This window comes from Bradyrhizobium sp. USDA 4454, assembly GCF_054822705.1.
The window spans coordinates 2,123,112-2,136,242 of the sequence record NZ_JBTRCN010000001.1 but is presented as its reverse complement, the minus strand read 5'-3'; the positions used below and the strand labels follow the sequence as shown (position 1 = coordinate 2,136,242).

At 64.8% G+C, this 13,131-nt stretch carries 13 protein-coding genes; 9 read left to right on the top strand and 4 right to left on the bottom strand.

The window, feature by feature from the left end:
* The first annotated feature begins 34 nt into the window (after positions 1-34).
* The 3 genes from ACVIW0_RS09625 to ACVIW0_RS09615 all read left to right on the top strand — a co-directional run bounded on the left by ACVIW0_RS09625 (position 35) and on the right by ACVIW0_RS09615 (position 3,686).
* The gene (locus tag ACVIW0_RS09625; protein ID WP_461352099.1) at positions 35-781 is read left to right on the top strand and encodes a FadR/GntR family transcriptional regulator; all 747 of its coding nucleotides are present in this window, start codon (positions 35-37) and stop codon (positions 779-781) included.
* Positions 782-1,167: 386 nt separating this feature from the next.
* A complete protein-coding gene (locus ACVIW0_RS09620; RefSeq protein ID WP_461352098.1) occupies positions 1,168-1,899 on the top strand; it encodes a cytochrome c biogenesis CcdA family protein in 732 nt (243 codons plus the stop codon).
* Between the two features lie 98 nt (positions 1,900-1,997).
* Positions 1,998-3,686 carry a SulP family inorganic anion transporter gene (locus tag ACVIW0_RS09615; RefSeq protein WP_461352097.1) on the top strand — a complete coding sequence of 563 codons (1,689 nt, stop codon included), beginning with the start codon at positions 1,998-2,000 and terminating at the stop codon, positions 3,684-3,686.
* A 120-nt stretch (positions 3,687-3,806) separates the two neighbouring features.
* On the opposite strand, the gene ACVIW0_RS09610 is transcribed toward ACVIW0_RS09615, so the two are convergent.
* Together ACVIW0_RS09610 and ACVIW0_RS09605 are read right to left on the bottom strand one after the other, a co-directional pair.
* Complete coding sequence (locus ACVIW0_RS09610) at positions 3,807-4,199, bottom strand: hypothetical protein (RefSeq protein ID WP_461352096.1); 393 nt, start codon at positions 4,197-4,199, stop codon at positions 3,807-3,809.
* A gap of 192 nt (positions 4,200-4,391) precedes the next feature.
* The gene (locus ACVIW0_RS09605) at positions 4,392-5,816 is read right to left on the bottom strand and encodes an FAD-binding oxidoreductase (protein WP_461352095.1); all 1,425 of its coding nucleotides are present in this window, start codon (positions 5,814-5,816) and stop codon (positions 4,392-4,394) included.
* 135 nt (positions 5,817-5,951) lie between these two features.
* Between ACVIW0_RS09605 and ACVIW0_RS09600 the strand changes: the two genes are divergently transcribed.
* Positions 5,952-6,440, top strand: coding sequence for a thioesterase family protein (locus ACVIW0_RS09600; protein WP_461357289.1), 489 nt, complete (start codon positions 5,952-5,954; stop codon positions 6,438-6,440).
* 68 nt (positions 6,441-6,508) lie between these two features.
* Here ACVIW0_RS09600 and ACVIW0_RS09595 read toward each other — a convergent pair whose 3' ends face one another.
* Entirely contained in the window at positions 6,509-6,682 is a 174-nt protein-coding gene (locus tag ACVIW0_RS09595) for a DUF1328 domain-containing protein (protein ID WP_461352094.1), read from the bottom strand.
* A 280-nt stretch (positions 6,683-6,962) separates the two neighbouring features.
* Between ACVIW0_RS09595 and ACVIW0_RS09590 the strand changes: the two genes are divergently transcribed.
* The 5 genes from ACVIW0_RS09590 (at position 6,963) to ACVIW0_RS09570 (ending at position 12,530) form a co-directional block, all read left to right on the top strand.
* A complete protein-coding gene (locus ACVIW0_RS09590) occupies positions 6,963-9,536 on the top strand; it encodes an ATP-dependent helicase (RefSeq protein WP_461352093.1) in 2,574 nt (857 codons plus the stop codon).
* A 63-nt stretch (positions 9,537-9,599) separates the two neighbouring features.
* Entirely contained in the window at positions 9,600-10,013 is a 414-nt protein-coding gene (locus ACVIW0_RS09585; protein ID WP_461352092.1) for a hypothetical protein, read from the top strand.
* Positions 10,010-10,696 (top strand): OmpA family protein, encoded by a 687-nt coding sequence (locus tag ACVIW0_RS09580; RefSeq protein ID WP_461352091.1) that lies wholly within the window; start codon positions 10,010-10,012, stop codon positions 10,694-10,696. The genes ACVIW0_RS09585 and ACVIW0_RS09580 overlap by 4 nt, the downstream gene beginning before the upstream one ends.
* Before the next feature lie 152 nt (positions 10,697-10,848).
* A complete protein-coding gene (locus ACVIW0_RS09575) occupies positions 10,849-11,772 on the top strand; it encodes an ABC transporter ATP-binding protein (RefSeq protein ID WP_461352090.1) in 924 nt (307 codons plus the stop codon).
* Complete coding sequence (locus ACVIW0_RS09570; protein ID WP_461352089.1) at positions 11,769-12,530, top strand: ABC transporter permease; 762 nt, start codon at positions 11,769-11,771, stop codon at positions 12,528-12,530. The genes ACVIW0_RS09575 and ACVIW0_RS09570 overlap by 4 nt, the downstream gene beginning before the upstream one ends.
* Positions 12,531-12,634: 104 nt before the next feature.
* On the opposite strand, the gene ACVIW0_RS09565 is transcribed toward ACVIW0_RS09570, so the two are convergent.
* Positions 12,635-12,964, bottom strand: coding sequence for a hypothetical protein (locus ACVIW0_RS09565; protein WP_461352088.1), 330 nt, complete (start codon positions 12,962-12,964; stop codon positions 12,635-12,637).
* Positions 12,965-13,131 lie beyond the last annotated feature (167 nt).

The window sequence follows — 13,131 nt, the reverse complement described above, 5'->3', positions numbered from 1 at the left end:
AGCCGCGCAGGCTTCAACCGCAGCGAGGCTTCCGATGTTCCAGACATCCAATGCGTTGCGCCGGAGCGTGCACAGCCAGGTCACCGACCGGGTCGGCGGCAGCATTGTGCGCGGCGAGATCGGCGTCGGCGAGGCGCTGCCGCCGGAAATGCAGATCTGCGAGATGATGGACGTCAGCCGCACCGTGGTGCGCGAGGCCATGCGCACCTTGACTGGCAAGGGCCTGATCGAGTCGCGCCCGAAGAGCGGCACACGGGTGCGGCCGCCCGAGCAGTGGAATCAGCTCGATCCCGACGTGCTGCGCTGGCACCTCGAGAGCGCCGAGATCGATCGCTATCTGGCAAAGCTGTTCCAGCTGCGCTCCGCGGTCGAGCCCGCCGCCGCGGCCCTGGCCGCGACGCATGCCAGGGAAGATGACATCGCCCGCATCCGCGCCGGATGCGACGGCATGGACACGGCGAAGACCAACGAGGCGTTCGTCGCTGCCGATATCAAATTCCACCAGGCGATCTATTTTGCGACCCGCAACGAATTCTTCTGGCCGATCGCCCAGATGTTCGAGATCACGCTGCGCCAGAGTTTTACGATCGCAGCAACCGGCTCGCACCGTCCACGTGCGCTGATCGAACACCGCGCGGTGCTGGACGCGATCGTGGCCGGCGATCCGGAGGCCGCGCGCGCGGCCACGGTCGTGCTGCTGGCGCATTCCGCCGACGATCTGGTGCGGATTCGCGGCCGCGAGTTCGAAAAGCCCTCGCCACGGGATGCGCGCAAGCGGTGATCGCGGCGCAGATGAGCACGTGGCTCTCTCGCCATCGTCGTCCCTGCGAAAGCAATGCGAAAGCAGGGACCCGTACGCCGCGGCAGGTGTTGCGAAGGGGACTCGTCATTCCAGCATTGCGAGATAACCAGCATCGATGGTTATGGGTCCCTGCTTTCGCATGCTTTCGCAGGGACGACACCGAACATGTCGCGCGGCCGCTGAAATTGCGCGCCGGGCAATGGGGAACCATAAGCCGCCACGGAGCCGTGTGGTGCCGTCCTTGCCTGCGCACAGCCCCCGCACACGCCCCTGTGACCATAGTTGAAGGCCTGGCTGCCGAAACTTCTGGATTGTTGGCGGCGTAGACGCCAAGACAGACCTGCTATTCCGCGAAGGTTTCATTGATGCACGACGTCTCGATTCCGGCAGCCTTGATTGCCGGCCTGTTCAGCTTCCTGTCGCCCTGCGTGCTGCCGCTGGTGCCGCCCTATCTGATCTATCTGACCGGGGCGACCATCGAGCAGGTCAACCAGGACGGCGCCACCGCCGCCTCCAAACGCGCGGTGATGACGGCGGCGCTGATGTTCGTGCTCGGCTTCTCCACCGTGTTCGTCGCGCTCGGCGCCAGCGCGTCGATCGTCGGCGGGCTGGTGCGCGCCTGGTCGGCCGAGCTCTCGATCCTGGCCGGCATCGTCATCATCGTCATGGGCCTGCACTTCCTCGGGGTGACCCGGATCGGCCTCCTGATGCGCGAGGGACGGCTGACCGCACCCAAGCCGGTGGGGCTGTGGGGCGCCTATGTCATGGGCCTGGCGTTCGCCTTCGGCTGGACCCCGTGCATTGGACCGATCCTGGCCGCGATTCTCTCGATTGCGGCCGCAGAGGCCACGGTCACCAAGGGCGCCGGCCTGCTTGCGATCTATTCCGCTGGGCTCGGCATCCCGTTCCTGCTCGCGGCCTTCATGATCAAGCATTTCTCCTCGCTGTTCGCGCGCATGAAGCGCCATCTCGACACCGTCGAACGCGTGATGGGCGTGCTGATGGTGGTCACCGGCATCGGCTTCCTGACCGGCGCGGTCTCCAATGTCAGCGTCTGGCTGCTGGAGACTTTCCCGGCGCTGCAGAACATCGGCTAGAGGCCTTCGCACCGGCACAGGCGCGTCCGCTGGCTTTTGGCCAAGCGATAGCGGACTATTTGCGGAAAGCGTCGCAACCGTCAGGTGAGTCGAGACCGATGGCCGAAGTTCATCCGACACCCACCAATTGGCCGGTCTTTCGTTCGCTCAGGGCGTTCCGGCCGGGCGACCTGCCGGGTGATCTGATTGCCGGGCTGACGCTGGCCGCGATCGCGATCCCGGAGCAAATGGCGACCGCGCGGCTTGGCGGCTTCTCACCGCAGATCGGCTTCTTCGCCTTCATGGCCGGCTCGCTCGGCTTTGCGATGTTCGGCGCCAACCGCTTCCTGTCCTGCGGCGCCGACTCCACCATCACGCCGATCTTCGCGGGCGGGCTGGCACTGATGGCGACCGCCGGCTCGCCGGACTACCAGGCGCTCGCGATGGCGCTGGCGCTGATGGTCGGCGCGATCATGATCGCCGGCGGCCTGTTCAAGCTCGGCTGGATCGCCAATCTGCTGTCGACGCCGGTGACGGTCGGCTTCCTCGCCGGCATTTCCGTCCACATCCTGGTCTCGCAGCTGCCCGGCGTGCTCGGCCTGACAACGCCGGACGGGCCGACGCTCTACAAGCTCGGGGTACTCACCGAGAAGATCGGCGAGACCAATCTCTACACGCTGGTGATCGGCCTCGGCGTGCTGGCGCTGGTCGCCGGATCGGAGGAGATCAGCGCGCGCATTCCCGGCGCGCTGATCGGCCTTGTCGTCGCCACGATCGCTGTGATCGCCGGTCATCTCGAGAGCAAGGGCGTCAAGGTGGTCGGCACGGTGGCGGGCACGCTGCCCAAGCCGTCATTTCCGGACATCGCTCCGGAGCGATGGATCAAGCTGCTGTCGCTGGCGATCCTGATCGCCGTCGTCGTCATGGTGCAGACCGCGGCGACGACGCGCTCATTCCTGTCCGATCCAAACAAGCCGGCCGACGTCGATCGCGATTTCCTCGGCGCGGGCGCCGGCAGCGTTCTGTCGGGGCTGTTCGGCGCGTTTCCCGTCAACGCCAGTCCGCCGCGGACCGGCATTGTGTCGGAGACCGGCGGACGCACCCAGGTCGCGGGGCTGTTTGCCGCGGCCATTGTGCTTGCACTGCTGGCGTTCGGCGCGACCTTGTTGCAACACGTGCCCGATGCGGCGCTCGGCGGCGTCCTGCTGTTCGTGGCGCTGCGGATCATCCGCGTCAAGCAGATCGTGGCGATCTTCCGCCAGTCGTTCTACGAGTTCCTGCTGGTGGTCGCGACGGCAGCCGCGATCATCGTGCTGCCGATCGAGCAAGGCGTCGCGGTCGGCATCGCGCTGTCGCTGCTGCACGGCATCTGGACCACGACGCGCGGCCAGCTGGTGGAATTCGTGCACGTCCCCGGCACCACGATTTGGTGGCCGACGGGTCCGCACGTCACAGGTGAGCGCAACCCCGGCATTGCCGTGGTCGGCCTGCAGGCGCCATTGTCGTTCCTCAACGCGGAAAGCTTCCACAGCGGCGTGCTCAAGACCATCGGCGCCGCGACGCCGAAGCCGCGGCTGCTGGTGATCGAGGCCAGCGGCATGGTCGAGATCGATTTCACGGCGGCGCAGGGGCTACGCGATTTGTTTCGCGAATGCCGCGATGACGGCGTGACGGTGGCGGTGGCGCGCCTCGAATCCACCCGCGCGCAGGACGCGTTCGAGCGCTTCGACCTCTACGAGGTCTTGCAGCGGGACCACGTCTTCCACAGCGTCGATGAGGCGGTGCGCACGCTGGGTGGGCAGGCATAGATTTGATGACGCCGTAGCCCGGATGAAGCGCAGCGTAATCCGGGATCTCCGCGCGGCACGATTTCCCGGATTTCGCCTCGCTGCATCCGAACTAGGAGGGCTCGCCTCGACCGGATCAGTTCACGCCTGCTCGCCCTCCAGCGTCGGATGCTCCTTCAGCACCTCCGCCTTGATCGAGGCGGCGTGGATGGCGCGGAACAGCGCCCGTCCGGTCTTGATGTTGTTCGCTTTCATGCACAGACCGACGATCTCGCGCACCGCGGAATCCCGCACCAGCTCGTCGGAGATCGTCATCGCGGTCTCCATCGCGGCCTTGGCGGCACGCTCGTAGCGATCGCGCTCGATCTGCTGCTGCTTCGGCGAACGCTTGCCGGGTGAGCCGACTGCCTCGGCGCAGCCTGCTGCATCGCGGCAGATCGCGCGGATCCTGTGCGCAGCCTCGATGTCACCGAGCGGCTGCGCGACCGGATCGTCCCAGATGTCCTTCCGCTTGGCCTTGTTGAACAACCACATCGCCGTACCTCGAAGCGCGGCAATCATAGCTGGCACTGGGGCAACCTGTGAACGGCAGAGTCTGTGCGACGCCGAGCAAGCGGCGAACTATGGCGCTGAGGTCACACCAAACCGGCCGCTCCGGGCGCAATGCGCGGCGAGAAACCGTGATCACACTGTATCACACACGCCGGGCAAGAAAGTGCTGCGGGTTCAGGCCGCAGGGACGATCTTTCCGGGATTGAAAATGTTTTGCGGATCGAGCGCGAGCTTCAACGCCCGCATCGCATCGAGCGCTTCGGGGCCGAGCTCGGCCTTCAGATATTTCTGCTTGCCCTGGCCGATGCCATGCTCGCCGGTGCAGGTGCCGCCCATCGCCTGCGCGCGTTCGACCAGGCGATGCATGAACTCCTCGCCGCGCGCCATCTCGTCCTTGTCGTTGACGTCGCAGACCAGCGAACAGTGGAAATTGCCGTCGCCGACATGGCCGACGATCGGCGACAGCAGGTTGAGCCGCTTCAGATCGTCCTCGGTCTCGGTGACGCAATCGGCAAGCCGCGAGATCGGCACGCAGACGTCGGTTGCGACCACACCGATGCTGTCGCCGGGGCGAATGGCCTTCACCGACCAGTAGGCGTCGTGCCGGGCCTGCCACAGTTTGGTGCGATCTTCCGGCTTGGTGGTCCAGGTGAAATCGCCGCCGCCGCATTCGGCGGCGATGTCGCGGAAATTCTTCGACTGCTCCGCGACCTCGACCTCGCTGCCGTGGAATTCCAGCAGCAGCAGCGGCGTCTCCGGCAACGACAGTTTTGAATAATTGTTGCAGGCCTTCACCTGCGTGGCATTGAGCAGCTCGATGCGGGCGACCGGAATCCCGGTCTGGATCGCGAGGATGGTGGCCTGGCAGGCGCCGCGTACGGTCTCGAACGAACAGGCGGCGGCGGCGATGGTGTCGGGAATGCCGCGCAGGCGGATGGTCAGTTCGGAGATGATGCCGAGCGTGCCTTCGGCGCCGACGAACAGATGCGTCAGGTCGTAACCGGCCGACGACTTCTTGGCGCGGGTGCCTGTGGTGATGATCTCGCCGTCGCCGCGCACCACCTTGAGCGCCAGCACGTTCTCGCGCATGGTGCCGTAGCGCACCGCGTTGGTGCCGGACGCACGGGTCGAGGTCATGCCGCCGAGCGAGGCGTCGGCGCCGGGGTCAATCGGGAAGAACAGGCCCTGGTCGCGCAGATGCTCGTTGAGCGCCTTCCGCGTCACGCCGGGCTGGATCACGCAGTCGAGGTCCTCGGCATGCACCGCGAGCACCTTGTTCATGTCGCGCAGATCGATGCAAACGCCGCCCGCGGGCGCGTTGACCTGCCCTTCCAGCGACGTTCCGGTGCCGAAGGCGATGACGGGCACGCGGTTTGCGGCGCAGATGCGCACCACATCCTGGATGTCGGCGGTTTCCTGCGCCGTGACGACCGCGTCCGGCGGCTGGTTCGGCAGCCATGTGGTGGTATGGGCGTGCTGTTCGCGCACCGCCTGCGACGTCACGAGCCGGTTGCCGAACCGCGCAGCCAGCGCGTCGATCGCGCGCTTCAGGGCCTCCGGCTCAGGTCGCGTCAAACTGCTCGAAATCGTTGTCGCCACGTCAAAATTCCTCCCGGCTTTAGCGGACCGTGGCAAAGCTTGTATAAGGGGTCAAGAGAGCCTGACTTGAAAAAAGTTCATGCTCAGACGCTCAACAGACCGGGATGGGAGATGCCTTCAGTGACCGCCAGCCAGATGCCGCTTCCACCAGCTCCGTTCAAATCGTCGGTGATGCAGATCGAGCCGCAATGGATCGATTACAACGGCCATCTCAACATGGCCTACTACAACGTGATGTTCGACCGCGCCATCGACGAGATGTGGCTGCAACTCGGCATCGGACCCGCCTACATGAAGGCGCGGCATTGCTCGACCTTCACCGCCGAATGCCATGTCCGGTACTTGCGGGAAATCCATCTCGGCGATCCCGTGCAGGTCTCCATCTTCCTGCTCGGCGCCGACGAGAAGCGGCTGCACACGTTCGAGGAGCTGCGCCACGCAACCGAGGGCTGGCTGTCGGCGACCTCGGACAACCTCACGCTGCATATCGATATGGCGGCGCGCAAGGTGGCACCGTTTCCACCCGATATCCGCGCCCGCGCGCAAGCGATCGTGGAGAGCTATACGGATGTACCGCGGCCCGAGGGCATCGGCCGCAACGTGGCGATGCCCGCGAAGAAGTGAGTGCGCTATCGCTTTTGTTTGAGCATGATCTTTTCGGAAAACCGCTTCGCACTTTTCCGGATCATGCTCTAGACCCTTGTGCGGCCGCGCACCAATCCGACCACCGCCGACACCAGGAACAGGATTATGGCGATGAAGAAGATCGCCTTGGCGATTTCGACGGAGGCGCCGGCGATGCCGCCGAAGCCCAAAATGCCCGCGATCAACGCGATGACCAGGAATGTAACGACCCAGCTCAGCATGATCCAACCTCTCGCTTCGTTTCGTTGCGCGGACCGCTGCCGGCGCCGCACCTATTGAAACAATTCTGCGGGGAAACGCTGGTTCCTGAGCGCGAAACCGCGAAATTTTCGTCGATTCCTGGAACCGGAGCTGCCGTGTACTGCTGCCAAAACCGTTCCTGTCGGCCGCGATAAAACCTGTCAAAACGGCCGATCAGGCCCTATATGCCCCTCAATCCCTGTTAAGAAGGCTCCCCTTCACCGTCCCGCGGTGCCATCGTGGGGCCGAGACGATTCGCCAATGACCGAGCCGAGCAAATTGCCCCATCACGGCGTTCCCGAGCACCAGCCGGTGGCTGGCGGCATCGCCGCGCGTGCGCGGGCGGCGGCGGGTCCGCAATATCTCCAGGGCCTCAATCCGGAGCAGCGCGACGCGGTCGAGACGCTCGACGGTCCCGTGCTGGTGCTGGCCGGCGCCGGCACGGGCAAGACGCGGGTGCTGACCACGCGCATCGCGCATATCCTGAGCCAGGGCCGCGCCCGGCCGCAGGACATCCTGTCGGTGACCTTCACCAACAAGGCGGCGCGCGAGATGAAGCTGCGACTCGGCCAGATGCTGGGCCAGGCGGTCGAGGGCATGCCGTGGCTCGGCACCTTCCACTCGATCGGCGGCCGCATCCTGCGCATCCATGCCGAGCTGGTGCAGCTCAAATCCAACTTCACCGTGCTGGATGTCGACGACCAGGTGCGGCTGTTGAAGCAGCTGCTGCAGGCCGAGAACATCGATGACAAGCGCTGGCCGGCGCGGATGCTGGCCGGCCTGATCGACAGCTGGAAGAATCGCGGACTGTCGCCGTCGCAGGTGCCCGCGGGCGAAGCCGCCTCGTTCGGCAACGGCAAGGGCGGCAAGATCTACGCGACCTATCAGGAGCGGCTGAAGATCCTCAACGCCGCCGATTTCGGCGATCTGCTGCTCGAGAACATCCGGCTGTTCCGCGAGAACCCCGATGTGCTGCGGCAGTACCAGAACCGCTTCAAGTTCATCCTGGTCGACGAATATCAGGACACCAACGTCGCGCAGTATCTGTGGCTGCGCCTGTTGGCGCAGGCGCCGTCGCGGCCGGGCCGCGCGCTCTCCGACATTATTCCGGGAGCAACCAACTCTCCGGTCATTCCGGGGCGCCTCGAAGAGGCGAACCCGGAATCTCGAGGTGAAGAGGACTCATCTCGAGATTCCGGGTCTGCGCCTGCGGCGCATCCCGGAATGACGGAGAATGCGCCCCTCAAGAACATCTGCTGCGTCGGCGACGACGACCAGTCGATCTATGGCTGGCGCGGTGCCGAGGTCGACAACATTCTGCGTTTCGAGCACGATTTCCCCGGCGCGAAAGTCATCCGTCTCGAGCGCAATTACCGCTCCACCGGCCACATCCTGGCCGCGGCCTCGCATCTGATCGCGCACAACGAAGGCCGGCTCGGCAAGACGCTGCGCACCGAGGATGTCGACGGCGAGAAAGTCACCGTCACCGGCTCCTGGGACTCGGAAGAGGAAGCGCGCGCGATCGGCGAGGAGCTCGAGGAGCTGCAGCGCTCGGGCGAGAACCTCAACGACGTCGCTATCCTGGTGCGCGCCTCGTTCCAGATGCGCGAGTTTGAGGACCGCTTCGTCACGCTTGGCCTGCCCTACCGGGTGATCGGCGGTCCGCGCTTCTACGAGCGCGCCGAAATCCGCGATGCGCTGGCCTATTTGCGCACCATCAACTCGCTGGCCGACGATCTCGCCTTCGAGCGCATCGTCAACGTGCCCAAACGGGGGCTCGGCGATGCCACCGTGCAGCTGCTGCACGACCATGCCCGCAAGCGCCGCATTCCACTGTTCGAAGCGGCGCGCGCCGTGGTCGAGACCGACGAATTGAAGCCGAAGGCGCGCGGGTCTTTGCGCGACCTCGTGATGCAGTTCGACCGCTGGCGCGCTCAGCGCGAGGTCACCTCGCATACCGAGCTCGCCGAGATCGTGCTCGACGAGAGCGGCTATACCGAGATGTGGCAGAAGGACCGCTCGGCCGATGCCGCGGGCCGGCTCGACAACCTCAAGGAACTGGTGCGCTCGATGGAGGAATTCGAGAACCTGCAAGGGTTTCTCGAACATATCTCGCTGGTGATGGACCGCGACGGCGAGGCAGGAGACGAGGCGGTGTCGCTGATGACGCTGCATTCGGCCAAGGGCCTCGAATTCGACAACGTGTTCCTGCCGGGCTGGGAGGAAGGCCTGTTCCCGAGCCAGCGCACGCTGGACGAACAGGGCCGCGCCGGGCTCGAGGAAGAGCGCCGCCTCGCCCATGTCGGGCTGACCCGCGCACGCCGCCGCGCAAAAATCTATTTCGCCACCAACCGCCGCATCCATGGCACCTGGTCGACCACAATCCCGTCGCGCTTCCTCGACGAGCTGCCGGCGCACAATGTCGAGATCACCGAATCCAAGGGCGGATCGGGCTGGGGCGGCAGCGGCGGCTACGGCGCCTCGCGCTTCGACAACCTCGAATCATTCGGCTCGAGCTACTCGACGCCGGGCTGGCAGCGCGCCCAGGCCAACCGCAATCGCGGCGGCGGCGGGCGCAGCGGCGGCTTCGAGGAGCGGCAATCGTCGTTTTCCTCTGATAGCTTCAGCCGTAACAAGCGCGGCCCAATGGTGATCGAGGGCGAGCTGGTGGCGAAGTCCACCGGCACGACGTCGGAATTTTCGCTGGACGATCGGGTGTTTCACCAGAAATTCGGCTACGGCCATGTGGTGAAGATCGACGGCAACAAGCTGACCATCGCCTTCGAAAAGGCCGGCGAGAAGAAGGTGGTCGACAGCTTTGTGGAGCGGGTGTGACAGAGACGCCTTCTCTGTTCGTAGCCCTTGACCCCAGTTGATTTCACGGGTTGAGATGGCCGCATGGTCCGGGGTGGGATTTTCCTTTTCGTCATCGCGCTCACCGCGCCGTCGCTGGCGGTCGCGGAGACGATGAGCTTTGGCGATTCCGCAGCGCAACTGGCCAAGGCTTGCGGTGCCGATATCACCGCGAACTGCCGCGGCGTCAATCTCGACTCCACCCGCCTCAAGGAATGCCTGTCGCGCAACCGCGACGTGATCTCGCCGCAGTGCAAGGAGAGCTACTTCTCCACCCTCGATGCGATCCAGAAACGGATCGCGGCGCGAGTCACCGTTGCCAACGCCTGCACCCGCGAGATCGTCAAGGTCTGCGGCGGCTCGACCAAGGAGACCAGCAAGTCGGTCCCCTGCCTCGTCAGCGCGAAGGGCCTCAGCCGCAATTGCACCCAGGCGATCAATGACGCGGGGTATCAATGATGCGGCTGCCGACGCGAGGCCTGCGCAACGTCGGCCTTTCCGGCCTGTTGAGCACGCTCGTCTTGCTGGCGATGCCGCCCGCGCAGGCGCAGACTGCCGTCACGCGCGACGATGTCATCGCCAAGCTGAATCACTACGAGACAGATGCCGAGGTCGATGTCCCCGCGCTGCGCCAACAGGTGGCTGAACGATCGAAGTCGCGCTCGAAGAACGAGCCGCCGCCCTCGAAGCGCCCGCCGATCGCTCCCGATTTGACCAAGCTGCCGACGTTCAATGCCGATATCCAGTTCGACGTCGACACGCCGATCGTGTTGCCCGACTCCTATCAGACCGTCGGGCGCATCGCCGATGCGCTGACGCAGTCATCGCTCTTGCCCTACACCTTCCTGATCGTCGGCCACATCGAATCGACCGGACGGCGCGAGAACAACGTGCTGCTGAGCCAACGGCGCGCCGACGCGATCCGCGACATCCTGGTCAACACCTTCAAGATCACACCGAAGCGCCTGCAGTCGGTCGGGCTCGGCGAAGAGCAATTGCTCGACCCCGCCCGCCCCAACGCGCCCGTTAACAATCAGGTGCAGATCATGCTGGTCGGCAAGCTAGCCGACACCGCGCCGCCCGCGCACCCTGCCCCGGCGGCGACCGCCAAGAAGCCGGCGAAACCGGCGAAGAGGCATTAGAGCGGCTTATCCGCCACACCGCAGAATAATTTTTCTGCCCCGCCGGGTGATTGCAGAACGGATTATGCGTCCCTATCTGCGCTTGACCCCGCACCGCGGCCCGCCCGGGCTCCAATCCGCGCGCACCGCCTCTCTCAAGCTTCCGATCCTCGATGTCGCCGATCATTTCCGTATCCAATCTTTCGAAGACCTATGGCTCCGGCTTCAAGGCGCTGAAGGGCATCAATCTGGACATCAATCGCGGCGAGATCTTCGCGCTGCTCGGGCCGAACGGCGCCGGCAAGACCACGCTGATCAGCATCATCTGCGGCATCGCCAATCCGAGCGAGGGCCGCATTGCAATCGGCGGCCACGACATCATCAAGGACTATCGCGCGGCGCGGTCGATGATCGGGCTGGTTCCGCAGGAGCTGCACACCGATGCCTTCGAATCGGTGTGGGCGACCGTCAGCTTCAGCCGCGGCCTGTTCGGCAAGCCGAAGAACCCCGCCCACATCGAGAAGGTGCTGAAGGATCTCTCGCTGTGGGACAAGAAGGACAACAAGATCATCACGCTGTCCGGCGGCATGAAGCGCCGCGTGATGATCGCCAAGGCGCTGTCGCACGAACCGCAGATCCTGTTCCTCGACGAGCCGACGGCCGGCGTCGACGTCGAATTGCGCAAGGGCATGTGGGAGGTGGTCCGCACGCTGCAGGCGTCCGGCGTCACCATCATCCTGACCACGCACTACATCGAAGAAGCCGAGGAGATGGCCGACCGCATCGGCGTCATCAACAATGGCGAGATCATCCTGATCGAGGACAAGGCGACCTTGATGCAGAAGCTCGGCAAGAAGCAGCTGACGCTGCAATTGCAGGGCAAGCTCGACGCCATCCCACCTGCGCTCGCCACCTACAATCTCGAACTCTCCGACGACGGCCACGCGGTGACCTACGATTACGACACCAAGGGCGACCGCACCGGCATCACCAGCCTGCTCAGCGATCTCCGCAATGCCGGCGTCCGAATTTCCGATCTCGATACCAAGCAATCGTCGCTTGAAGATATTTTTGTAAGCCTCGTGAGGGCGCCATGAACTATCGCGCAATCCGGGCCATCTACCTGTTCGAAATGGCACGCACCTGGCGCACGCTGCTGCAGAGCATCGTCTCGCCGGTGGTGTCGACCTCGCTGTATTTCGTGGTGTTCGGCGCCGCGATCGGCTCGCGCATCACCGAGGTCGAGGGCGTCAGCTACGGCACCTTCATCGTGCCGGGGCTGGTGATGCTGTCGGTGCTGACCCAGAGCATTACCAACGCCTCGTTCGGCATCTACTTCCCGAAATTCGTCGGCACGATCTACGAGATCCTGTCGGCGCCGATCTCCTATTTCGAGATCGTGATCGGCTATGTCGGCGCCGCCGCCACCAAGTCGATCATCCTCGGCCTGATCATCCTGGCGACCGCCGGACTGTTCGTGCCGTTGCATATCCACCATCCGGTCTGGATGCTGACCTTCCTGGTGCTGACCGCCGTCACCTTCAGCCTGTTCGGCTTCATCATCGGCATCTGGGCCGACGGCTTCGAGAAGCTGCAGATGATCCCGATGCTGGTGGTGACGCCGCTGACCTTCCTCGGCGGCAGCTTCTACTCCGTGAACATGCTGCCGTCGGGCTGGCGCACCATCACGCTGTTCAACCCGGTGGTTTATCTGATCTCGGGCTTCCGCTGGAGTTTCTACGAGATCGCTGACGTCAGCGTCGGGCTCAGCCTCGGCATGACCGCGGGATTTCTGGTGGCCTGCATGGTGATCGTGGCCTGGATCTTCAGAACCGGCTACCGACTGAAGAACTGACGCTTGTAGCCCGGATGGAGCGAAGCGCAATCCGGGACCTTGTCACCGAGCCTACTGAACCCGTATTTCGCTGCGCTCCATCCGGGCTACGGGTTCTTTGCCACTCAATAGCAATGGAAATGACCGTGGCGGTAATAGCCGCGGCAGCGGTGGCCGCGGCGATAACCGCGATCCGGGATGCCGAACACGCCCTTGACCGCGCCCATGGCGCCGCCGACACCGGCACCGACCGCACCGCCAACCACGCCGCCCACCGGCCCGCCGATCCGGTTGCCCTCATAGGCTCCTTCATGCGCGCCGCGGACGATGCCCTGGGCACGGCCGGCATGGGGGACTGCCGCCAGCGCCAAAGCGAAGGCAGCGGCCGCAAGCAATATCCGCGCGGAGAGGCCGGCTGGGATAGCGGCCGCGATCGTAACCTTGGTGTTGTTCATCGGGGTTCCTTGATGCGCGACGCGATTGCGCCGCCGGGCGGGATTATAAAACGCCCATGCGGCCAAATGGTTGCGTGTCGACGACCGCTTGAGAGCCGCGGGTCGCGGTCTGCTCGCGAAAATGTCAGCCCGCCGCGGCGGGCCAGCTGGGCTTCGGCCTTGTTTGC

Bases quoted from the DNA above. Each gene is read 5' to 3' on its own strand.
- ACVIW0_RS09625 (WP_461352099.1), top strand. From the start codon at position 35: ATGTTCCAGACATCCAATGCGTTGCGCCGGAGCGTGCACAGCCAGGTC.
- ACVIW0_RS09620 (WP_461352098.1), top strand. From the start codon at position 1,168: ATGCACGACGTCTCGATTCCGGCAGCCTTGATTGCCGGCCTGTTCAGC.
- ACVIW0_RS09615 (WP_461352097.1), top strand. From the start codon at position 1,998: ATGGCCGAAGTTCATCCGACACCCACCAATTGGCCGGTCTTTCGTTCG.
- ACVIW0_RS09610 (WP_461352096.1), bottom strand. From the start codon at position 4,199: ATGTGGTTGTTCAACAAGGCCAAGCGGAAGGACATCTGGGACGATCCG.
- ACVIW0_RS09600 (WP_461357289.1), top strand. From the start codon at position 5,952: ATGCCGCTTCCACCAGCTCCGTTCAAATCGTCGGTGATGCAGATCGAG.
- ACVIW0_RS09595 (WP_461352094.1), bottom strand. From the start codon at position 6,682: ATGCTGAGCTGGGTCGTTACATTCCTGGTCATCGCGTTGATCGCGGGC.
- ACVIW0_RS09590 (WP_461352093.1), top strand. From the start codon at position 6,963: ATGACCGAGCCGAGCAAATTGCCCCATCACGGCGTTCCCGAGCACCAG.
- ACVIW0_RS09585 (WP_461352092.1), top strand. From the start codon at position 9,600: ATGGTCCGGGGTGGGATTTTCCTTTTCGTCATCGCGCTCACCGCGCCG.
- ACVIW0_RS09580 (WP_461352091.1), top strand. From the start codon at position 10,010: ATGATGCGGCTGCCGACGCGAGGCCTGCGCAACGTCGGCCTTTCCGGC.
- ACVIW0_RS09575 (WP_461352090.1), top strand. From the start codon at position 10,849: ATGTCGCCGATCATTTCCGTATCCAATCTTTCGAAGACCTATGGCTCC.
- ACVIW0_RS09570 (WP_461352089.1), top strand. From the start codon at position 11,769: ATGAACTATCGCGCAATCCGGGCCATCTACCTGTTCGAAATGGCACGC.
- ACVIW0_RS09565 (WP_461352088.1), bottom strand. From the start codon at position 12,964: ATGAACAACACCAAGGTTACGATCGCGGCCGCTATCCCAGCCGGCCTC.